30 protein-coding genes are annotated in these 17,948 nt (G+C 67.2%); all 30 read left to right on the plus strand.

Annotated elements, in window-relative coordinates; genetic code table 11:
* The 30 genes from tuf to PSEJ31_RS0111445 all read left to right on the plus strand — a co-directional run bounded on the left by tuf (window position 1) and on the right by PSEJ31_RS0111445 (window position 17,876).
* Complete coding sequence (gene tuf, locus PSEJ31_RS0111300) at window positions 1-1,191, plus strand: elongation factor Tu (protein ID WP_028915514.1); 1,191 nt, start codon at window positions 1-3, stop codon at window positions 1,189-1,191.
* Window positions 1,192-1,510: 319 nt separating this feature from the next.
* On the plus strand, window positions 1,511-1,822 hold the full coding sequence (rpsJ, locus tag PSEJ31_RS0111305; RefSeq protein ID WP_013535997.1) for a 30S ribosomal protein S10: 312 nt from the start codon (window positions 1,511-1,513) through the stop codon (window positions 1,820-1,822).
* An 11-nt stretch (window positions 1,823-1,833) separates the two neighbouring features.
* Complete coding sequence (gene rplC / locus PSEJ31_RS0111310; RefSeq protein WP_028915515.1) at window positions 1,834-2,484, plus strand: 50S ribosomal protein L3; 651 nt, start codon at window positions 1,834-1,836, stop codon at window positions 2,482-2,484.
* An 11-nt stretch (window positions 2,485-2,495) separates the two neighbouring features.
* Complete coding sequence (rplD, locus tag PSEJ31_RS0111315) at window positions 2,496-3,101, plus strand: 50S ribosomal protein L4 (RefSeq protein WP_019399186.1); 606 nt, start codon at window positions 2,496-2,498, stop codon at window positions 3,099-3,101.
* Window positions 3,098-3,397, plus strand: a complete 300-nt coding sequence (gene rplW / locus PSEJ31_RS0111320; protein ID WP_019399185.1) for a 50S ribosomal protein L23 — start codon at window positions 3,098-3,100, stop codon at window positions 3,395-3,397. The genes rplD and rplW overlap by 4 nt, the downstream gene beginning before the upstream one ends.
* Before the next feature lie 10 nt (window positions 3,398-3,407).
* Window positions 3,408-4,235: a 50S ribosomal protein L2 gene (gene rplB, locus PSEJ31_RS0111325; protein WP_028915516.1), complete on the plus strand. Its 828-nt coding sequence runs from the start codon at window positions 3,408-3,410 to the stop codon at window positions 4,233-4,235.
* Between the two features lie 6 nt (window positions 4,236-4,241).
* On the plus strand, window positions 4,242-4,508 hold the full coding sequence (rpsS, locus tag PSEJ31_RS0111330) for a 30S ribosomal protein S19 (protein ID WP_019399183.1): 267 nt from the start codon (window positions 4,242-4,244) through the stop codon (window positions 4,506-4,508).
* 10 nt (window positions 4,509-4,518) lie between these two features.
* Window positions 4,519-4,854 (plus strand): 50S ribosomal protein L22, encoded by a 336-nt coding sequence (rplV, locus tag PSEJ31_RS0111335; protein WP_013535991.1) that lies wholly within the window; start codon window positions 4,519-4,521, stop codon window positions 4,852-4,854.
* A 1-nt stretch (window position 4,855) separates the two neighbouring features.
* Window positions 4,856-5,584, plus strand: coding sequence for a 30S ribosomal protein S3 (gene rpsC / locus PSEJ31_RS0111340; RefSeq protein WP_028915517.1), 729 nt, complete (start codon window positions 4,856-4,858; stop codon window positions 5,582-5,584).
* A gap of 5 nt (window positions 5,585-5,589) precedes the next feature.
* Entirely contained in the window at window positions 5,590-6,003 is a 414-nt protein-coding gene (gene rplP / locus PSEJ31_RS0111345) for a 50S ribosomal protein L16 (protein WP_019399180.1), read from the plus strand.
* Window positions 6,003-6,191: a 50S ribosomal protein L29 gene (gene rpmC / locus PSEJ31_RS0111350; protein WP_019399179.1), complete on the plus strand. Its 189-nt coding sequence runs from the start codon at window positions 6,003-6,005 to the stop codon at window positions 6,189-6,191. Before rplP ends, rpmC begins: the two co-directional genes overlap by 1 nt.
* Window positions 6,192-6,203: 12 nt before the next feature.
* Entirely contained in the window at window positions 6,204-6,470 is a 267-nt protein-coding gene (gene rpsQ / locus PSEJ31_RS0111355) for a 30S ribosomal protein S17 (RefSeq protein WP_028915518.1), read from the plus strand.
* Between the two features lie 14 nt (window positions 6,471-6,484).
* A complete protein-coding gene (gene rplN, locus PSEJ31_RS0111360; RefSeq protein ID WP_014161372.1) occupies window positions 6,485-6,853 on the plus strand; it encodes a 50S ribosomal protein L14 in 369 nt (122 codons plus the stop codon).
* A 15-nt stretch (window positions 6,854-6,868) separates the two neighbouring features.
* Window positions 6,869-7,186 (plus strand): 50S ribosomal protein L24, encoded by a 318-nt coding sequence (rplX, locus tag PSEJ31_RS0111365; RefSeq protein ID WP_019399177.1) that lies wholly within the window; start codon window positions 6,869-6,871, stop codon window positions 7,184-7,186.
* 11 nt (window positions 7,187-7,197) lie between these two features.
* Window positions 7,198-7,740, plus strand: a complete 543-nt coding sequence (gene rplE, locus PSEJ31_RS0111370) for a 50S ribosomal protein L5 (RefSeq protein ID WP_019399176.1) — start codon at window positions 7,198-7,200, stop codon at window positions 7,738-7,740.
* A gap of 11 nt (window positions 7,741-7,751) precedes the next feature.
* Complete coding sequence (gene rpsN / locus PSEJ31_RS0111375) at window positions 7,752-8,057, plus strand: 30S ribosomal protein S14 (protein ID WP_019399175.1); 306 nt, start codon at window positions 7,752-7,754, stop codon at window positions 8,055-8,057.
* 174 nt (window positions 8,058-8,231) lie between these two features.
* Complete coding sequence (rpsH, locus tag PSEJ31_RS0111380) at window positions 8,232-8,630, plus strand: 30S ribosomal protein S8 (RefSeq protein ID WP_019399174.1); 399 nt, start codon at window positions 8,232-8,234, stop codon at window positions 8,628-8,630.
* A 19-nt stretch (window positions 8,631-8,649) separates the two neighbouring features.
* Window positions 8,650-9,177 (plus strand): 50S ribosomal protein L6, encoded by a 528-nt coding sequence (gene rplF, locus PSEJ31_RS0111385; protein WP_019399173.1) that lies wholly within the window; start codon window positions 8,650-8,652, stop codon window positions 9,175-9,177.
* Window positions 9,178-9,255: 78 nt separating this feature from the next.
* Window positions 9,256-9,612, plus strand: coding sequence for a 50S ribosomal protein L18 (rplR, locus tag PSEJ31_RS0111390; protein ID WP_019399172.1), 357 nt, complete (start codon window positions 9,256-9,258; stop codon window positions 9,610-9,612).
* A gap of 151 nt (window positions 9,613-9,763) precedes the next feature.
* Window positions 9,764-10,306 (plus strand): 30S ribosomal protein S5, encoded by a 543-nt coding sequence (rpsE, locus tag PSEJ31_RS0111395; RefSeq protein WP_019399171.1) that lies wholly within the window; start codon window positions 9,764-9,766, stop codon window positions 10,304-10,306.
* Window positions 10,299-10,490, plus strand: a complete 192-nt coding sequence (gene rpmD, locus PSEJ31_RS0111400) for a 50S ribosomal protein L30 (RefSeq protein WP_019399170.1) — start codon at window positions 10,299-10,301, stop codon at window positions 10,488-10,490. The genes rpsE and rpmD overlap by 8 nt, the downstream gene beginning before the upstream one ends.
* A 10-nt stretch (window positions 10,491-10,500) precedes the next feature.
* On the plus strand, window positions 10,501-10,938 hold the full coding sequence (gene rplO / locus PSEJ31_RS0111405; protein WP_019399169.1) for a 50S ribosomal protein L15: 438 nt from the start codon (window positions 10,501-10,503) through the stop codon (window positions 10,936-10,938).
* 7 nt (window positions 10,939-10,945) lie between these two features.
* Window positions 10,946-12,298 carry a preprotein translocase subunit SecY gene (secY, locus tag PSEJ31_RS0111410; RefSeq protein ID WP_019399168.1) on the plus strand — a complete coding sequence of 451 codons (1,353 nt, stop codon included), beginning with the start codon at window positions 10,946-10,948 and terminating at the stop codon, window positions 12,296-12,298.
* A gap of 332 nt (window positions 12,299-12,630) precedes the next feature.
* Window positions 12,631-12,987: a 30S ribosomal protein S13 gene (rpsM, locus tag PSEJ31_RS0111415; protein ID WP_028915520.1), complete on the plus strand. Its 357-nt coding sequence runs from the start codon at window positions 12,631-12,633 to the stop codon at window positions 12,985-12,987.
* A 14-nt stretch (window positions 12,988-13,001) separates the two neighbouring features.
* Window positions 13,002-13,394: a 30S ribosomal protein S11 gene (rpsK, locus tag PSEJ31_RS0111420; protein ID WP_013535974.1), complete on the plus strand. Its 393-nt coding sequence runs from the start codon at window positions 13,002-13,004 to the stop codon at window positions 13,392-13,394.
* A 14-nt stretch (window positions 13,395-13,408) separates the two neighbouring features.
* Window positions 13,409-14,035, plus strand: coding sequence for a 30S ribosomal protein S4 (rpsD, locus tag PSEJ31_RS0111425; protein WP_019399166.1), 627 nt, complete (start codon window positions 13,409-13,411; stop codon window positions 14,033-14,035).
* Between the two features lie 157 nt (window positions 14,036-14,192).
* Window positions 14,193-15,191: a DNA-directed RNA polymerase subunit alpha gene (gene rpoA / locus PSEJ31_RS0111430; protein WP_019399165.1), complete on the plus strand. Its 999-nt coding sequence runs from the start codon at window positions 14,193-14,195 to the stop codon at window positions 15,189-15,191.
* A gap of 232 nt (window positions 15,192-15,423) precedes the next feature.
* The gene (gene rplQ / locus PSEJ31_RS0111435) at window positions 15,424-15,798 is read left to right on the plus strand and encodes a 50S ribosomal protein L17 (protein ID WP_028915521.1); all 375 of its coding nucleotides are present in this window, start codon (window positions 15,424-15,426) and stop codon (window positions 15,796-15,798) included.
* Window positions 15,799-15,924: 126 nt separating this feature from the next.
* Complete coding sequence (locus PSEJ31_RS16025; RefSeq protein WP_019399163.1) at window positions 15,925-16,443, plus strand: disulfide bond formation protein B; 519 nt, start codon at window positions 15,925-15,927, stop codon at window positions 16,441-16,443.
* A gap of 35 nt (window positions 16,444-16,478) precedes the next feature.
* Window positions 16,479-17,876, plus strand: a complete 1,398-nt coding sequence (locus tag PSEJ31_RS0111445) for a 3-deoxy-7-phosphoheptulonate synthase class II (protein WP_019399162.1) — start codon at window positions 16,479-16,481, stop codon at window positions 17,874-17,876.
* The last annotated feature ends 72 nt before the right edge of the window (window positions 17,877-17,948 follow it).

The following is a 17,948-nucleotide window of genomic DNA, read 5'->3' on the forward strand; positions in this document are numbered from 1 at the left end:
ATGTCCAAGGGTAAGTTCGAGCGCACCAAGCCGCACGTGAACGTCGGCACCATCGGCCACGTTGACCATGGCAAGACCACGCTGACGGCCGCGCTGACGAAGGTCGGTGCCGAGCGTTTCGGCGGCGAGTTCCACGCGTACGACGCGATCGACAAGGCGCCGGAAGAGAAGGCCCGCGGNATCACGATCTCGACCTCGCACGTCGAGTACGAATCGCCGACCCGCCACTACGCGCACGTGGACTGCCCGGGCCACGCCGACTACGTGAAGAACATGATCACCGGTGCGGCGCAGATGGACGGCGCGATCCTGGTGGTGTCGGCGGCTGACGGCCCGATGCCGCAGACCCGCGAGCACATCCTGCTGGCCCGCCAGGTGGGCGTGCCGTACATCGTGGTCTTCCTGAACAAGGCGGACATGGTGGACGACGCCGAGCTGCTGGAGCTGGTGGAGATGGAAGTCCGCGAGCTGCTGAGCAAGTACGACTTCCCGGGCGACGACACCCCGATCATCAAGGGTTCGGCGCTGAAGGCGCTGGAAGGCGACCAGTCGGAGATCGGCGTTCCGGCGATCATCCAGCTGGTGGACGCGCTGGACAGCTACATCCCGACCCCGGAGCGCGACGTTGACAAGCCGTTCCTGATGCCGGTCGAGGACGTGTTCTCGATCTCGGGCCGCGGCACCGTGGTGACCGGCCGCATCGAGCGCGGCGTGATCAAGGTGGGCGACGAAGTGGAAATCGTCGGCATCCGTCCGACCCAGAAGACCACCGTCACCGGCGTGGAGATGTTCCGCAAGCTGCTGGACCAGGGCCAGGCGGGCGACAACGCGGGCCTGCTGCTGCGCGGCACCAAGCGTGACGAGGTCGAGCGTGGCCAGGTGCTGGCCAAGCCGGGCACGATCACCCCGCACACCGACTTCGAGGCCGAGGTGTACGTGCTGTCGAAGGACGAGGGCGGCCGCCACACCCCGTTCTTCAAGGGCTACCGTCCGCAGTTCTACTTCCGCACCACCGACATCACTGGCGCCGTCCAGCTGCCGGAGGGCGTGGAGATGGTGATGCCGGGCGACAACGTGAAGATGTCGGTGTCGCTGATCAACCCGGTGGCCATGGACGAGGGCCTGCGCTTCGCGATCCGCGAGGGTGGCCGTACCGTCGGCGCCGGCGTGGTCGCCAAGATCCTGAAGTAATTCAGGTTCACTGACCCCCTGTCCGCCTGGGCGGGCAGGGGGCTTACCGCGAAAAGAGGTGCAGGAAGCGCCTCGTGTTCGCCAGACAGGGAAAAGTCGCGTGACGCAGAGCGCGGGACAGCCATGTGCTGTTGACGCGCCGTTTTACGCGTTCTATACTTTTCCGTCTGGGCAGGCCGGCTCGCTGGTCTGCCCGCACTTTTGGGGGTCGCCCGGTGCGGCCTCCTGTCCGGCGCGGGACCGGCCGGGCGAACGAACCATACCGGGGCAGGCATCCCAGAGGCCGCGCCCGTCGCTCTTTTAACGAAGGAACTCCGTCATGGCGGACCAAAAGATCCGGATTCGGCTCAAGGCGTTCGATCACCGTCTGATCGATCGTTCGGCCAGCGAGATCGTCGAAACGGCCAAGAGGACCGGCGCGCAGGTGCGTGGCCCGATCCCGCTGCCGACCAAGATCGAACGTTACACCATCCTCGTCTCCCCGCATGCCGACAAGGATGCGCGTGACCAGTACGAGACCCGCACGCACAAGCGCGTGCTCGACATCGTCGACCCCAACGACAAGACCGTGGACGCGCTGATGAAGCTCGAGCTCGCGGCTGGCGTCGACGTCCAGATCAAGCTCGCCTGAGGACTGCCGACATGACGAAGAAGTATTCGTTGGGTCTGGTCGGCCGCAAGGCCGGCATGAGCCGCGTCTTCACCGAGGATGGCCGTTCCATTCCGGTGACCCTGATCGAGGCCACCCCGAACCGCATCACCCAGATCAAGACCGTCGAGGTCGACGGCTACAGCGCTGTCCAGGTGACCACCGGCGCCCGCCGTGCGTCGCTGGTGAACAAGCCGCTGGCCGGCCACTACGCCAAGGCCAAGGTCGAAGCCGGCCGCGGCCTGTGGGAGTTCCGCGTCGCCGACGACAAGATCGGTGATTTCGCCATCGGTGGCGAGATCAAGGCCGACATCTTCGAGGTGGGCCAGAAGGTCGACGTCCAGGGCGTGACCAAGGGCAAGGGCTTCCAGGGCACCATCAAGCGCCACAACTTCACCATGGGCGACGCGACCCACGGTAACTCGCTGTCGCACCGCGCCCCGGGTTCGATCGGCCAGCGCCAGACCCCCGGCCGCGTGTTCCCCGGCAAGAAGATGGCCGGCCACATGGGCGCCGAGACCCAGAGCACGCAGAACCTGGAAGTGGTTCGCGTCGATGCCGAGCGCGGCCTGATCGCCGTTCGCGGCGCCGTCCCGGGTGCCCCGGGTGGCGACGTGATCGTGCGCCCGGCGAGCAAGGCGTAAGGAGAAGCACGATGGAACTCACCATTACGGGTAGCGCCAACAAGCTGTCGGTTTCCGACGCCGTGTTCGGCCGCGAATTCAGCGAGGACCTGGTCCACCAGGTCGTGGTGGCCTACCAGGCCGCCGGCCGTGCCGGCACCAAGGCGCAGAAGACCCGCGCCGAGGTCAACGGCACCACCAAGAAGTCCAAGCGGCAGAAGGGCGGCGGCGCGCGTCACGGCGCCCTGACGGCCCCGATCTTCGTCGGCGGCGGCCGGGCCTTCGCGGCCAAGCCGCGCAGCTACGACCAGAAGGTCAACCGCAAGATGTACCGCGCCGCGATTGCCGCGATCCTGTCCGAGCTGAACCGCCAGGGCCGCCTGAAGGTCGTCGAGTCGTTCGACGTCGACGCCCCGAAGACCAAGGGCCTGGTCGAGAAGCTGGCCGGTTTCGAGCTGGGCAAGCGCCCGCTGATCGTCACCGAGGACGCCTCCGAGAACCTGTTCCTGTCGGCCCGCAACCTGCCGTACGTGCAGGTCCGCGACGTCCAGGGCCTGGATCCGGTCGCCCTGGTCGGCGCCGATTCCGTGCTGATCACCGCCGATGCGGTCAAGAAGGTCGAGGAGTGGCTGGCATGAGCACCAACGAGAAGATTTTCAGCGTACTGCTCGCGCCGCGCGTGTCCGAGAAGACCGCTCGCCTGCAGGAAGTGAGCAACCAGTACGTGTTCGAGGTTTCGAACGACGCCACCAAGGCCGACGTCAAGGCCGCGGTGGAACAGCTGTTCGACGTCAAGGTCGAGTCGGTCAACGTCGTCAACGTGAAGGGCAAGAACAAGTCCTTCCGCTTCCGTTCCGGTCGCCGCGGCGACTGGCGTAAGGCGTACGTGCGCCTGGCCGAGGGCCAGAGCATCGACGTGTCCGCGAAGGCCTGAGGGTGATCCCATGCCATTGATGAAGTTCAAGCCCACCTCTGCCGGCCGCCGCTCCGCGGTCCGCGTGGTCACCCCCGACCTCCACAAGGGTGCCCCGCACGCCGCGCTCGTCGAGAAGCAGAGCAAGTCCGGCGGCCGCAACCACCACGGCCGCATCACCACCCGCCACATCGGTGGTGGCCACAAGCACCACTACCGCCTGATCGACTTCAAGCGCAACAAGGAAGGCATCGCGGCGCGCGTGGAGCGGATCGAATACGATCCGAACCGCACCGCCCACATCGCCCTGCTGTGCTACGTCGACGGCGAGCGCCGCTACATCATCGCCCCGAAGGGCCTGAAGGCCGGCGACCAGGTGATCGCGGGTTCCGACGCCCCGATCAAGGCCGGCAACACCCTGCCGCTGCGCAACATCCCGGTCGGCACCACGGTGCACTGCATCGAGCTGAAGCCGGGCAAGGGCGCGCAGATCGCCCGCGCCGCCGGCGCCGGCGTGCAGCTGGTCGCCCGCGAGGGCGCCTACGCGCTGCTCCGCCTGCGTTCGGGCGAGATGCGCAAGGTGCCGGCCGAGTGCCGCGCCACCATCGGCGAGGTCGGCAACGACGAGCACAACCTGGAGAAGCTGGGCAAGGCCGGCGCCAAGCGTTGGCGCGGCGTGCGCCCGACCGTCCGCGGTGCGGCGATGAACCCGGTTGACCACCCGCACGGCGGTGGTGAGGCCAAGGCCGGCCAGGGTAACCCGCATCCGGTCACCCCGTGGGGTGTCCCGACCAAGGGTTACAAGACGCGCAGCAACAAGCGCACCCAGAAGTTCATCGTCCGCGATCGTAGGGGCTAATCGACCATGCCACGTTCCCTCAAGAAAGGCCCGTTCGTCGATCACCACCTCCTCAAGAAGGTGGAGGCCGCGGGCGGCACCAAGAAGCCGATCAAGACCTGGTCGCGCCGTTCCATGATCCTGCCGGAAATGGTGGGGTTCACCATCGCCGTCCATAACGGCAAGAACCATGTTCCGGTTCTCATCAACGAGAACATGGTCGGCCACAAGCTCGGCGAGTTCGCTGTCACCCGGACCTTCAAGGGTCACGGCGGCGACAAGAAGTCGAAGTAAGGAGATGACCATGGAAGCGAAAGCCATCCTGCGCACCGCGCGCATCTCCCCGCAGAAGGCCCGCCTGGTCGCCGACCAGGTGCGCGGCCTGCCGGCCGAGCGTGCCGTCAACCTGCTGAAGTTCTCCGACAAGAAGGCCGCCGCCCTGATCAAGAAGGTCGTCGAGTCCGCCATTGCCAACGCCGAGAACAACAACGGCGCCGACGTGGACGCCCTCAAGGTCAAGACCATCATGGTCGACGAGGGCCCGACCCTGAAGCGCTTCATGGCGCGAGCCAAGGGCCGCGGCACCCGCATCCTCAAGCGGACCAGCCACATCACCGTCGTCGTGGGAGAGGGCAAGTAATATGGGTCACAAAGTTCATCCCACCGGCATCCGCCTGGGCATCGCCAAGGACTGGAACTCGAAGTGGTACGCGGGCAAGGGCGAGTACGCCGACTACCTGGCGGCCGACCTGAAGGTCCGCAAGATGCTGCGCAAGAAGCTGGCCCAGGCCGGCATCAGCCGCATCCTGATCGAGCGCCCGGCCAAGACCGCCCGCGTCACCATCCACACCGCCCGCCCGGGCGTGGTGATCGGCAAGCGCGGTGAGGACATCGAGAAGCTGCGCCGCGAGGTCAGCGAGCTGATGGGCGTCCCGGCGCACATCAACGTCAGCGAGGTGCGCAAGCCCGAGCTCGACGCCCAGCTGGTCGCCGAGTCCATCGCCCAGCAGCTGGAGCGCCGCATCATGTTCCGCCGCGCCATGAAGCGCGCGGTCGGCAACGCGATGCGCCTCGGCGCCCTGGGCATCAAGGTCAACGTCGCCGGCCGCCTGAACGGCGCCGAGATCGCCCGTTCGGAGTGGTACCGCGAAGGCCGCGTGCCGCTGCATACCCTGCGCGCGGACATCGACTACGGCTTTGCCGAGGCTCACACCACCTACGGCGTGATCGGCATCAAGGTATGGGTCTACAAGGGCGAGATCTTCGACTTCGCCCAGGTTGGACAGGAGAAGCAGGAAGAAGCCAGCAGCCCGCGCGGCGAGCGTGGCGACCGCGAGCGTCCCTCCCGTCCGGCACGTGAAGCGAGGTAACGGCGATGTTGCAACCCAAGCGAACCAAGTACCGCAAGCAGCACAAGGGCCGTAACGAGGGCCTGAGCTGGAGCGCCAACGCCGTGTCCTTCGGCGAGTACGGCCTGAAGGCCACCGCCCACGGTCGCCTGACCGCGCGCCAGATCGAGGCGGCCCGCCGCACGATCAGCCGCTACGTCAAGCGCGGCGGCAAGATGTGGATCCGCGTGTTCCCGGACAAGCCGATCACCCAGAAGCCCATCGAGGTCCGCATGGGCTCCGGTAAGGGTAACGTCGAATACTGGGTGGCCCAGATCCAGCCGGGCCGCATGATCTATGAAATCGAGGGCGTGTCGGAGGAGCAGGCGCGCGAGGCGTTCCGCCTGGCGGCCGCCAAGCTCTCGGTCACCACCACCTTCGTGACCCGCACGGTGCGCTAATGGCTACGATCAACGAACTCCGTGAAAAGTCGGCCGACGAACTGAAGGCTCACCTGCTGGACCTGCGCAAGGAGCAGTTCTCCCTGCGCATGCAGCGGGCGACCGGCCAGCTGACGAAGACCCACGAAACCCGCCGGGTGCGCCGCGAGATCGCTCGCGTTAAGACCCTGCTCGGCAGCAACAAGTAAGGGATCGCAGCGATGAGCGAGAACAACAACAAGCCGCTGCGCACGGTCGAAGGCCGGGTGATCAGCAACAAGATGGACAAGACGGTGACTGTCCTGGTCGAGCGCCAGGTCAAGCACCCGCTGTACGGCAAGTACATCAAGCGGTCGACCAAGCTGCACGCCCACGACGCCGACAACGCCTGCAAGGAAGGCGACGTGGTGCGCGTGACCGAGGTCGCGCCGATTTCCAAGACCAAGAACTGGCGCGTGGTTGAAGTCGTCACCCGCGCGGCCGAATAAGGGAGATCTGAATCATGATCCAGATGCAGAGCTACCTTGACGCCGCCGACAACTCCGGCGCCAAGGAACTGATGTGCATCAAGGTGCTGGGCGGCTCCAAGCGCCGTTACGCCGGCATCGGTGACATCATCAAGGTGACCGTCAAGGACGCGATCCCGCGCGGCAAGGTCAAGAAGGGCGAGGTCTACGACGCCGTCGTGGTCCGTACCCGCAAGGGCGTCCGCCGTGCCGACGGTTCGCTGATCCGCTTCGACGGCAACGCCGCCGTCCTGCTGAACAACAAGCAGGAGCCGATCGGTACCCGTATCTTCGGACCGGTGACCCGTGAGCTGCGTTCCGAGAAGTTCATGAAGATCGTCTCGCTCGCGCCTGAAGTGCTCTGAGCGGAGGAAGCAGACATGGCAAACCGTATCAAGAAGGGTGACCAGGTCGTGGTCATCGCCGGCAAGGACAAGGGCAAGCAGGGCGAGGTGATCAAGGTGGACGGCGACCGCGTGGTCGTCTCCAACGTGAACCTCGTCAAGCGGCACACCAAGCCGAACCCGCAGGCGGGCATCGCCGGCGGCGTGGTCGAGCGCGAGGCCTCGATCCACATTTCCAACGTGATGCCGCTCAATCCGGCTACCGGCAAGGGCGAGCGCATCGGTTACAAGGTCCTGGAGGATGGACGCAAACTGCGTGTGTTCCGCTCCAGTGGTGAGGCGCTCGACGCCTGAGGAATGAAGCAATGACCACGCGGCTCGAAAAGATCTACAAGGAACAGGTTGTGCCGGCTCTCATGGAGAAGTTCGGCTACACCAATCCGATGGAAGTGCCCAGGCTCGTCAAGATCACCGTGAACATGGGTGTGGGCGAGGCGGCGACCAACAAGAAGGTGCTGGAGAACGCCGTTGCCGACCTGGCCAAGATCACCGGCCAGAAGCCGGTGACCACCAAGGCCCGCGTCTCGGTGGCCTCGTTCAAGATCCGCGACGGCTGGCCGATCGGCTGCAAGGTCACGCTGCGCCGGAACCAGATGTTCGAGTTCCTGGACCGCCTGATCAGCGTTGCGCTGCCGCGCGTGCGCGACTTCCGCGGCGTGTCCGGCCGTTCGTTCGACGGCCGCGGCAACTACAACATGGGCGTGAAGGAACAGATCATCTTCCCGGAAATCGACTTCGACGCCGTCGACGCGATCCGCGGCATGGATATCGCCATCACCACGACCGCCAAGACCGACGCCGAGGCCAAGGCGCTGCTCGAGGCGTTCAAGTTCCCGTTCCGCAACTAAGGGTTAGACACATGGCAAAGACCTCGATGGTCAACCGCGACGCGAAGCGGGAGAAGCTGGCCAAGAAGTACGCCGCCAAGCGCGAGGCCCTGAAGAAGGTGATCTCGAGCCAGACCGCCTCCTACGAGGAGAAGCTCGAGGCGGCGACCAAGCTGCAGAAGCTGCCGCGCGACTCGTCCCCGAGCCGCCAGCGCAACCGTTGCGAGCTGTCCGGCCGTCCGCGCGGCGTGTACCGCAAGTTCGGCCTCGGCCGCAACATGCTGCGCGAAGCCACCATGCGTGGCGACGTGCCCGGCCTGCGCAAGGCCAGCTGGTAAGGAAGGCGAGGGCGGCGCCGGCCGCCCCCGCGGGGAAACCGGCCCCACGGGCCGGTTTTCCTGCTATTATTTTCTGCTTGCCCGGCCCAGCCGCGGCGTGGCAAGGGCCCCGGCCCCTCCCGGGACAATCCAGATTTCGCGAAAGCGGATATCGGTGCACTCAAGGAACCACTCATGAGCATGACTGATCCCATCGCCGACATGCTGGTCCGCATCAAGAATGCGGCCGCTGTGGGCAAGCCGACGGTGAAGCTGCCGTCCTCCAAGATCAAGGTTGCCATCGCCAACGTCCTGAAGGACGAGGGCTACATCTCCGACCTGCGCGTCATCCAGGGCGAGAACAACAAGGCCGAACTCGAGATCGTGCTGAAGTACTTCGAGGGCCGTCCGGTCATCGAGCAGCTCAAGCGCGCCTCGCGCTCGGGCCTGCGCATGTACCGCGGCAAGAACGAGCTGCCGAAGGTCCTTGGCGGCCTCGGCGTGGCCATCATCTCCACCTCCCAGGGCATCATGACCGACAAGCAGGCGCGCAACGCCGGCATCGGCGGCGAAGTCCTGTGCTACGTGGCCTAATCGAAGGAGTACGACGACCATGTCCCGCGTAGCCAAGAAGCCGATCGCCCTGCCGAAGGGCGTGGAACTGAACATCCAGGACACCAGCGTCACCGCCAAGGGTCCGAAGGGCACCCTGTCGCTGGCCAAGCCGGCCGGCGTGAAGATCGCCATCGAGGACGGCCAGGCCGTGCTGTCGGCCGCCGAGCCGTCGCTGATCGCCATGACCGGCACCGTGCGCGCCATCCTGGCCAACATGGTCAAGGGCGTGTCCGAGGGCTTCGAGCGCAAGCTCGAGCTGGTCGGCGTGGGTTACCGCGCCGCGATGCAGGGCAAGGACCTGAACCTGTCGCTGGGCTTCTCCCACCCGGTCGTGTTCCAGGCGCCGGAAGGGATCACCCTGTCCACCCCGAGCCAGACCGAGATCCTGGTCCAGGGCGCCGACAAGCAGCGCGTCGGCGAGATCGCGGCCAAGATCCGCGCAGTGCGTCCGCCGGAGCCCTACAAGGGCAAGGGCGTGAAGTATTCCGACGAAGTCATCATTCGCAAGGAAGCCAAGAAGGCGTAATGCGGCTTCCCCGCGCGCCGGCCCGGCCGGCGCCACGGGGGATCCGCCCAAGCCGATCCGCTTCCGAGGACAGAAACCATGAGCATCAAGAACGACGCCCGCCTGCGCCGCGCCAAGTCCACCCGCGCCCACATCCGCAAGCTCGGCGTGCCGCGCCTGTCGGTCCTGCGTACCGGCCAGCACCTGTACGCCCAGCTGTTCACCGCCGACGGCTCCAAGGTGATCGCCGCCGCCAACACCCTGCAGGCCGACGTCAAGGAAGGCCTGAAGAACGGCAAGAACATCGAGGCCGCGGCCAAGGTCGGCAAGATCATCGCCGAGCGCGCCAAGGCCGCCGGCATCGAGAAGGTCGCCTTCGACCGCTCGGGCTACCGGTACCACGGCCGCATCAAGGCCCTGGCCGACGCCGCCCGCGAGGGTGGCCTGCAGTTCTGATCCCGCGGGCCCGCTTCCGCGGGCCCGTCCTGCCGGCGCGGGTCGCGCCGGGCGCCGCCCTCCTTCTGCGGGGGCGTGACGCTCCACCGCTGTAGACCACAACGACAAGCGGCCCACGAGCCGTACAGACCCAATCCACAAGGAAACAGAAATGGCAGAAGAGCGTCAGCCGCGGGGTCGCGATCGCGACCGCAACCGCGAAGAGAAAATCGACGACGGCATGATCGAGAAGCTGATCGCGGTCAACCGCGTCAGCAAGACCGTCAAGGGCGGCCGCCAGTTCACCTTCACCGCGCTGACCGTGGTCGGCGACGGCGAAGGCCGCGTCGGCTTCGGCTACGGCAAGGCCCGCGAGGTGCCGGTGGCCATCCAGAAGTCGATGGAATACGCGCGCAAGGGCATGCTCACCGTCGAGCTGAACAACGGCACCCTGTGGCACCCGGTCAAGGCCGGCCACGGTGCGGCCCGCGTGTTCATGCAGCCGGCTTCCGAGGGTACCGGCGTCATCGCCGGCGGTGCCATGCGCGCCGTCCTGGAAGCGGTGGGCGTGAAGAACGTGCTGGCCAAGGCCGTCGGTTCGCGCAACCCGATCAACCTGGTCCGCGCCACCCTGAAGGGCCTGGAAGCCATGCAGTCCCCGACCCGCATCGCGGCCAAGCGCGGCAAGAAGGCGGAGGAACTCCTCAATGGCTAACGAGTCCAACAAGACCGTCAAGGTGCGCCTGGTGCGCGGCCTGCGCGGCACCCAGGCCCGTCACCGTCTGTCGGTCCGTGCCCTGGGCCTGAACAAGCTCAACGACGTCCGCGAGCTGAAGGACAGCCCGCAGGTCCGCGGCCTCATCAACCAGCTGCACTACCTGGTGCGGGTCGAGGAGTAAGGAGAATCCCATGCGTCTGAATACTCTCAAGCCCGCCGAGGGCGCCCGCAAGGAGCGCACCCGCGTCGGTCGCGGCATCGGCTCCGGCCTGGGCAAGACCGCCGGCCGCGGCCACAAGGGCTCGTTCGCCCGCGCTGGCAAGGGCAAGATCAAGGCCGGCTTCGAAGGCGGCCAGACCCCGATGCAGCGCCGCCTGCCGAAGATCGGTTTCCGCTCGCTGACCGCGAAGGACACCGCCGAGGTGCTGCTGTACAAGCTCGAGCTGGTCCAGGGCGACGTGGTCGACTTCGCGGCGCTGAAGGCCGCCAAGCTGGTCCCGTCCACCGCCAAGCGCGCGAAGATCGTCAAGAAGGGCGAGCTGTCGCGCAAGCTGGTCATCAAGGGCATCGCCCTGACCGCCGGCGCCAAGGCCGCGGTCGAGGCTGCCGGCGGCAGCATCGAGGAGTAAGTCGCACATGGCGCAAGCTGGCATCGGCAATCTCGGCAGTGGCCTGGGCAAGTTCACCGAACTGCGCCAGCGCCTGCTGTTCGTGCTTGGAGCGTTGGTCGTCTACCGCATCGGCTGTTTCGTGCCGGTGCCCGGCGTCAACCCCGATGCCATGCTTGCCATGATGCAGGCGCAGGGCGGCGGCATCGTGGACATGTTCAACATGTTCTCGGGCGGCGCCCTGCACCGTTTCAGCGTGTTCGCGCTGAACGTGATGCCGTACATCTCCGCGTCGATCGTGATGCAGCTGGCGGTGCACATCTTCCCGGCGCTGAAGTCGATGCAGAAGGAAGGCGAGTCCGGCCGCCGCAAGATCACCCAGTACTCGCGCATCGGCGCGGTGTTCCTGGCGATCGTGCAGGGCGGCAGCATCGCGCTGGCGCTGCAGAACCAGACCGCCCCGGGCGGCATGCCGGTGGTGTACAGCCCGGGCATGGGCTTCGTCCTGACCGCGGTGGTCGCGCTGACCGCCGGCACCATCTTCCTGATGTGGCTGGGCGAGCAGGTCACCGAGCGCGGCATCGGCAACGGCGTCTCGCTGATCATCTTCGCGGGCATCGTGGCCGGCCTGCCGGGCGCGGTCATCCAGACCTTCCAGGCCTTCCGCGACGGCAGCATGAACTTCCTGAGCCTGGTGATCATCGCCGCCGTGGTGGCCGGCTTCACCTGGTTCGTGGTGTTCGTCGAGCGGGGCCAGCGCCGGATCACGGTCAACTACGCGCGGCGCCAGGGCGGCCGCAACGCGTACATGAACCAGACCTCGTTCCTGCCGCTGAAGCTCAACATGTCGGGCGTGATCCCCGCGATCTTCGCCTCGTCGATCCTGGCGTTCCCGGCGACCCTGAGCATGTGGTCGGGCCAGGCCACCTCGGCCACCTGGCTGCAGCGCGTGTCCAACGCGCTGGCCCCCGGCGAGCCGCTGCACATGATCGCGCTGGCGGCGCTGATCACCGGCTTCGCGTTCTTCTACACGGCGCTGGTGTTCAACTCGCAGGAAACCGCCGATAATCTCAAGAAGTCGGGTGCCCTGATCCCGGGCATCCGCCCCGGCAAGGCCACCGCCGAGTACATCGACGGCGTGCTGACCCGGCTGACCGCCGCGGGCGCGGCCTACCTGGTGATCGTCTGCCTCCTGCCGGAGCTGATGCGTACCCAGCTGGGCACCTCGTTCTACTTCGGCGGCACCTCGCTGCTGATCGTCGTGGTCGTGGTCATGGACTTCATTGCGCAGGTCCAGGCCCACCTGATGTCGCACCAGTACGAGAGCCTGCTGAAGAAGGCCAACCTCAAGGGTGGCACGCGCGGCCTGCCGCGCGGCTGAGCGGCAAGATTTCCAAGTCCGGCGGACCCATTCCGCCGGCAGGCCGGCCCCACGGGCCGGACCTTCCAGAAATGGGCGGCCCGTGCGACGTCTCGCGCGCGGGTGAGACCTTGCGGTGCCGCGCTGGAGTAGCGCGGCCGGTCCCGGGAAACCGGGGCCAGCGGGGTCCGGCGCCGGAGCATGGGCACACTCCCCATGCCGGGTTCAGGGTCGCAAGGCCTTGGACTTCCAAGCAATCCGGGACATTGATAGAATTCGCTGTTCACTTTTGAACCATTCCTGTCGGGCGTGCCCCTGGGCGACCCCGACCCATCAAGTTTGGAGATCGCGTCATGGCGCGTATTGCAGGCGTCAACCTGCCGACCCACAAGCACGTCTGGGTGGGGTTGCAGAGCATCTATGGCATCGGCCGCACCCGGTCGAAGAAGGTTTGCGAGGCCGCCAACGTGGCCCCGACGACCAAGATCCGTGACCTGTCCGAGCCGGAAGTCGAGCGCCTGCGCGCCGAAGTCGGCAAGTACATCGTCGAAGGCGACCTGCGCCGCGAAGTCGGCATCGCCATCAAGCGACTGATGGACCTGGGCTGCTACCGCGGCCTGCGTCACCGCCGCGGCCTGCCGCTGCGTGGCCAGCGCACCCGTACCAACGCCCGCACCCGCAAGGGTCCGCGCAAGGCGATCCGGAAGTAAGGGACTAGACAACCATGGCCAAGCCAGCTGCTGCCAAGACCAAGAAGAAGATCAAGCGCGTCGTCACCGACGGCATCGCCCACGTCCACGCTTCTTTCAACAACACCATCGTCACCATCACCGATCGCCAGGGCAACGCGCTGTCGTGGGCGACTTCGGGCGGCGCGGGTTTCCGCGGTTCGCGCAAGTCGACCCCGTTCGCCGCGCAGGTCGCCGCCGAGAAGGCCGGCAAGGCCGCGCTCGACTACGGCGTGAAGTCGCTGGAAGTCCGCATCAAGGGCCCGGGCCCGGGCCGCGAGTCCGCCGTGCGCTCGCTGAACAACGTGGGCTACAAGATCACCAACATCATCGACGTGACGCCGATCCCGCACAACGGGTGCCGTCCGCCGAAGAAGCGTCGCGTCTAAGGGGGCGATAAGAAATGGCTCGTTATATCGGTCCTACCTGCAAGCTCGCGCGCCGCGAAGGCGCCGACCTGTCCCTCAAGAGCCCGGCCCGTGCGCTGGACTCCAAGTGCAAGCTGGAGCAAAAGCCCGGCCAGCACGGCGCCGCGCGCAAGGGCAAGCTGTCCGACTACGCCACCCAGCTGCGCGAGAAGCAGAAGGTCAAGCGCATCTACGGCCTGCTGGAGCGCCAGTTCCGCAACTACTACAAGAAGGCCTCGACCAAGAAGGGCAACACCGGCGAGAACCTCCTGCAGCTGCTGGAAACCCGCCTGGACAACGTCGTCTACCGCATGGGCTTCGCGGTGACCCGTCCCTCGGCCCGCCAGCTGGTCTCGCACCGCGGCGTGCTGGTCAACGGCAAGCCGGTGAACCTGCCGTCGTACCAGGTCAAGGCCGGCGACTCGATCGCCCTGTCCGAGAAGGCGCAGAAGCAGCTGCGCGTCCAGGAGGCCCTGGCCATCGCCGAGCAGCACGACCTGACCCCGTCGTGGATCGAGGTCGACGCCAAGAAGTTCTCCGGCGTGTTCAAGGCCGTGCCTGACCGGGCCGACCTGCCGGCCGACATCAACGAAGCGCTGATCGTCGAGCTGTACTCGAAGTAACAAGTAGTGGCAGGCAGCCGCGCCCTCCGGGGCGCGGCGCCGCATCCCACCACCGGCCGGATCGCGTCGCCCCGCCTTCCGGCCGTCCCCGGATAAGGGGCCACACACCAGGGCCGGCGCCTCCGGATCGTCGGTCCATTGCAGGAGAATCCGCAACATGACGGTTACCGCCAACCAGGTCCTGCGTCCGCGCGGACCGCAGATCGAACGCCTCAATGGCAATCGCGCCAAGATCGTGATCGAGCCGCTGGAGCGCGGCTACGGGCACACGCTGGGCAACGCCCTGCGCCGCGTGCTGCTGTCCTCGATCCCGGGCTTCGCGATTACCGAGGTCGAGATCGACGGCGTGCTGCACGAGTACACCACGGTCGAGGGCCTGCAGGAGGACGTGCTGGAAGTCCTGCTGAACCTGAAGGATGTCGCCATCCGCATGCATAGCGGCGAGAGCACCACCCTGACCCTGAACAAGCAGGGCCCGGGCGTGGTCACCGCCGGCGACATCAAGACCGACCACAGCGTCGAGATCATCAACCCCGACCACGTCATCTGCCACCTGACCAAGGACACCGCGCTGAACATGCGGCTGAAGGTGGAGCGCGGCCTGGGCTACCAGCCGGCCACCTCGCGCCGCCGCCCGGACGAGGAGAGCCGCGCGATCGGCCGCCTGGTCCTGGACGCCTCGTTCTCGCCGGTCCGTCGCGTCGCCTACTCGGTCGAAGCCGCGCGCGTCGAGCAGCGCACCGACCTGGACAAGCTGGTCATCGACATCGAGACCAACGGCACCATCGACGCCGAGGAAGCCGTGCGCACCGCCGCCGACATCCTGAGCGACCAGCTGTCGGTGTTCGGCGACTTCACCCACCGCGACCGCGGTGCGGCCAAGCCGGCCCAGACCGGCATCGACCCGGTGCTGCTGCGCCCGATCGACGACCTGGAGCTGACCGTGCGTTCGGCCAACTGCCTGAAGGCCGAGAGCATCTACTACATCGGCGACCTGATCCAGAAGACCGAGGTCGAGCTGCTCAAGACCCCGAACCTGGGCAAGAAGTCGCTCACCGAGATCAAGGAAGTGCTTGCCCAGCGCGGCCTTTCGCTCGGCATGAAGCTGGAGAACTGGCCGCCGGCCGGCGTCGCCGCCCACGGCATGCTCGGCTGACGAGCCTGGCGACGGCTGGCGTCCCTATGGGCGCCGGCCGTTGCCGCAGCAATACCCGCAGTACCGCAAGACGGCCCCGGCGACGGGGCAACAGCGCCGACGGACCCTTAAGGTCCGCGGCGACTTTCCGGCCAGGGAGGCCGGTAGGGCCAGCGCAGTCCGATGTTCCAGCGCCAGGGATGGCGACAGCGAAGTACAAAGACCCAACATTCATCGATAAGGACAAACCGCCATGCGCCACCAGAAAGCCGGCCGCAAGTTCAACCGCACCAGCTCGCACCGCGAAGCCATGTTCCGCAACATGGCCGCCTCGCTGTTCAAGCACGAGCTGATCAAGACCACCCTGCCCAAGGCCAAGGAACTGCGCCGCGTCGCCGAGCCGCTGATCACCCTGGCCAAGGTCGACTCGGTCGCCAACCGCCGCCTGGCCTTCGCCCGCCTGCGCGACAAGGAAGCGGTCGGCAACCTGTTCACCAAGTTCGGCCCGCGCTACCAGAGCCGTCCGGGTGGCTACCTGCGCATCCTCAAGTGCGGCTTCCGCGCCGGCGACAACGCCCCGATGGCGTACGTCGAACTGGTCGACCGTCCCGAGGCTGCCGCCGAGTAATCCCGGCGTAGCGAGCGAACCGAGAACCCCGGCCCCGGCCGGGGTTTTCCGTTTCAGCTGTCACCCTTTTTCCTGTTCGCGGCCGCGATGCGGAATAATCGGCCCAATCTTTCCTGGCCGTGCCCGATGAATCCGTTCGACTGGAGCTTTCGCGCCCGTTTCCTCGCAGGCTTCCTGGCCTGCGCCGCGCTGCTGGCCTACGCGATCTACACCCAGCTCTACCAGGGGCTGGAGCCGTGCCCGCTGTGCATCTTCCAGCGCCTGGCCTTCGCCGCGCTGGCCCTGGTGTTCCTGGTCGGCGGCCTGCACGCGCCCAAGGGCATCGGTGCCCGCCGCGTGTACGGCGTGCTGCTGCTGGCGGTCGGCGCGGTCGGCGCCGGCATCGCCGGGCGCCACGTATGGCTGCAGAACCTACCGCCGGAACTAGCCCCGTCCTGCGGGCCGCCGCTGTCCTTCCTGCAGGAGACCATGGGGCCGCTGCAGCTGGTGCGCCGGGTGCTGACCGGCACCGGCAACTGCGGCGACGTGGACTGGACCTTCCTCGGCCTGGGCATGCCGGCGTGGAGCCTGGCCTGCTTCGTGCTGCTGACCGCCTGGGGCCTGCTGGCGGCGCTGCGCCGACCGCGCGGCCGCAGCCGCTACTGAAACCCGGCCCTTTCCCTTCCTTCCGGTAACCCGCCATGAGCACCCCCGAACGCAACCTGCATCCCGTCGACCTGTCCGGTGGCTGGACCCCGGACAGCTGGCGCACCCGGCCGGCGCTGCAGATGCCGACCTACCCGGACCAGGCGGCGCTGGAGCGGGCGCTGGCCGAACTGCGCCACCTGCCGCCGCTGGTGACCTCCTGGGAGATCCTGGCGCTCAAGCGCCAACTGGCCGAGGCCCAGGAGGGCAAGCGCTTCCTGCTGCAGGGCGGCGACTGCGCCGAGAACTTCGCCGACTGCGAGTCCGGCACCATTTCCAACCGGCTCAAGGTGCTGCTGCAGATGAGCCTGGTGCTGGTGCACGGCCTGCGCCTGCCGGTGGTGCGCGTCGGCCGCTTCGCGGGCCAGTACGCCAAGCCGCGCTCTGCGGACATGGAGACCCGCGGCGAGGTCAGCCTGCCCAGCTACCGCGGCGACGTGGTCAACGGCCCGGAGTTCACCGCGCAGGCGCGCGTGCCCGACCCGCAGCGCATGCTGACCGCGCACGCGCGCTCGGCGATGACCATGAACTTCGTGCGCGCCCTGATCGACGGCGGCTTCGCCGACCTGCACCACCCGGAGTACTGGAACCTCAGCTGGGTGCGCTGCTCGCCGCTGGCCGAGGACTACCAGAAGATGGTCAACTCCATCGGCGACGCGGTGCGCTTCATGGAGACCCTGGCCGGGGCCGAGGTGCACAACCTCAACCGCATCGACTTCTACACCTCGCACGAGGCGCTGCTGCTGCCGTACGAGGAGGCGCTGACCCGCCAGGTGCCGCGGCAGCACGGCTGGTTCAACCTGTCCACCCACTTCCCGTGGATCGGCATGCGCACCGCCGCGCTGGACGGCGCGCACGTGGAGTACTTCCGCGGCATCCGCAACCCGATCGCGATCAAGGTCGGCCCCTCGGTGCAGCCGGACCAGCTGCTGCGCCTGATCGACGTGCTCAACCCCGAGGACGAGCCGGGCCGGCTGACCTTCATCCACCGCATGGGCGCGGCCCAGATCGCCGGGAAACTGCCGCCGCTGCTGGAGGCGGTCAGGCGCGACGGCCGCCGCGTGCTGTGGGTGTGCGACGCCATGCACGGCAACACCGAGAGCACCAGCAACGGCTACAAGACCCGGCGCTTCGCCAACATCCTCAGCGAGGTGGAGCAGAGCTTCGACCTGCACGCCGCGGCCGGTACCCGTCTGGGCGGCGTGCACCTGGAGCTGACCGGCGAGGACGTCACCGAGTGCACCGGCGGGGCGCGCGAACTCAAGGACGCCGACCTGGAGCGCGCCTACCGCTCCACCGTCGACCCGCGCCTGAACTACGAGCAGTCGCTGGAGATCGCCATGGCGATCGTGCGCAAGCAGGGCCAGCAGCGCGCCGCCGAAGCGCGCGGCTGACGCCGCGGCTCGGGCAGGGCCGCGTGGGGCGCGCTTGCGCGCTCCTCACGCCGGCATCGGCAGCATGGGGCA

The organism is Pseudoxanthomonas sp. J31 (assembly GCF_000510725.1).
Classification (GTDB): domain Bacteria; phylum Pseudomonadota; class Gammaproteobacteria; order Xanthomonadales; family Xanthomonadaceae; genus Pseudoxanthomonas.

Coding starts and splice junctions, on each gene's coding strand:
- rpoA (WP_019399165.1), top strand. CDS start 14,193: ATGACGGTTACCGCCAACCAGGTCCTGCGTCCGCGCGGACCGCAGATC.
- rpsK (WP_013535974.1), top strand. CDS start 13,002: ATGGCCAAGCCAGCTGCTGCCAAGACCAAGAAGAAGATCAAGCGCGTC.
- rplD (WP_019399186.1), top strand. CDS start 2,496: ATGGAACTCACCATTACGGGTAGCGCCAACAAGCTGTCGGTTTCCGAC.
- rpmD (WP_019399170.1), top strand. CDS start 10,299: ATGGCTAACGAGTCCAACAAGACCGTCAAGGTGCGCCTGGTGCGCGGC.
- rpsH (WP_019399174.1), top strand. CDS start 8,232: ATGAGCATGACTGATCCCATCGCCGACATGCTGGTCCGCATCAAGAAT.
- rplN (WP_014161372.1), top strand. CDS start 6,485: ATGATCCAGATGCAGAGCTACCTTGACGCCGCCGACAACTCCGGCGCC.
- rplO (WP_019399169.1), top strand. CDS start 10,501: ATGCGTCTGAATACTCTCAAGCCCGCCGAGGGCGCCCGCAAGGAGCGC.
- rpsC (WP_028915517.1), top strand. CDS start 4,856: ATGGGTCACAAAGTTCATCCCACCGGCATCCGCCTGGGCATCGCCAAG.
- secY (WP_019399168.1), top strand. CDS start 10,946: ATGGCGCAAGCTGGCATCGGCAATCTCGGCAGTGGCCTGGGCAAGTTC.
- rplX (WP_019399177.1), top strand. CDS start 6,869: ATGGCAAACCGTATCAAGAAGGGTGACCAGGTCGTGGTCATCGCCGGC.
- rpsJ (WP_013535997.1), top strand. CDS start 1,511: ATGGCGGACCAAAAGATCCGGATTCGGCTCAAGGCGTTCGATCACCGT.
- rplP (WP_019399180.1), top strand. CDS start 5,590: ATGTTGCAACCCAAGCGAACCAAGTACCGCAAGCAGCACAAGGGCCGT.
- PSEJ31_RS0111445 (WP_019399162.1), top strand. CDS start 16,479: ATGAGCACCCCCGAACGCAACCTGCATCCCGTCGACCTGTCCGGTGGC.
- rplC (WP_028915515.1), top strand. CDS start 1,834: ATGACGAAGAAGTATTCGTTGGGTCTGGTCGGCCGCAAGGCCGGCATG.
- rplF (WP_019399173.1), top strand. CDS start 8,650: ATGTCCCGCGTAGCCAAGAAGCCGATCGCCCTGCCGAAGGGCGTGGAA.
- PSEJ31_RS16025 (WP_019399163.1), top strand. CDS start 15,925: ATGAATCCGTTCGACTGGAGCTTTCGCGCCCGTTTCCTCGCAGGCTTC.
- rpsS (WP_019399183.1), top strand. CDS start 4,242: ATGCCACGTTCCCTCAAGAAAGGCCCGTTCGTCGATCACCACCTCCTC.
- rplR (WP_019399172.1), top strand. CDS start 9,256: ATGAGCATCAAGAACGACGCCCGCCTGCGCCGCGCCAAGTCCACCCGC.
- rpsE (WP_019399171.1), top strand. CDS start 9,764: ATGGCAGAAGAGCGTCAGCCGCGGGGTCGCGATCGCGACCGCAACCGC.
- rplB (WP_028915516.1), top strand. CDS start 3,408: ATGCCATTGATGAAGTTCAAGCCCACCTCTGCCGGCCGCCGCTCCGCG.
- rpsD (WP_019399166.1), top strand. CDS start 13,409: ATGGCTCGTTATATCGGTCCTACCTGCAAGCTCGCGCGCCGCGAAGGC.
- rplW (WP_019399185.1), top strand. CDS start 3,098: ATGAGCACCAACGAGAAGATTTTCAGCGTACTGCTCGCGCCGCGCGTG.
- rplE (WP_019399176.1), top strand. CDS start 7,198: ATGACCACGCGGCTCGAAAAGATCTACAAGGAACAGGTTGTGCCGGCT.
- rpsN (WP_019399175.1), top strand. CDS start 7,752: ATGGCAAAGACCTCGATGGTCAACCGCGACGCGAAGCGGGAGAAGCTG.
- rplQ (WP_028915521.1), top strand. CDS start 15,424: ATGCGCCACCAGAAAGCCGGCCGCAAGTTCAACCGCACCAGCTCGCAC.
- rplV (WP_013535991.1), top strand. CDS start 4,519: ATGGAAGCGAAAGCCATCCTGCGCACCGCGCGCATCTCCCCGCAGAAG.
- rpsM (WP_028915520.1), top strand. CDS start 12,631: ATGGCGCGTATTGCAGGCGTCAACCTGCCGACCCACAAGCACGTCTGG.
- rpmC (WP_019399179.1), top strand. CDS start 6,003: ATGGCTACGATCAACGAACTCCGTGAAAAGTCGGCCGACGAACTGAAG.
- rpsQ (WP_028915518.1), top strand. CDS start 6,204: ATGAGCGAGAACAACAACAAGCCGCTGCGCACGGTCGAAGGCCGGGTG.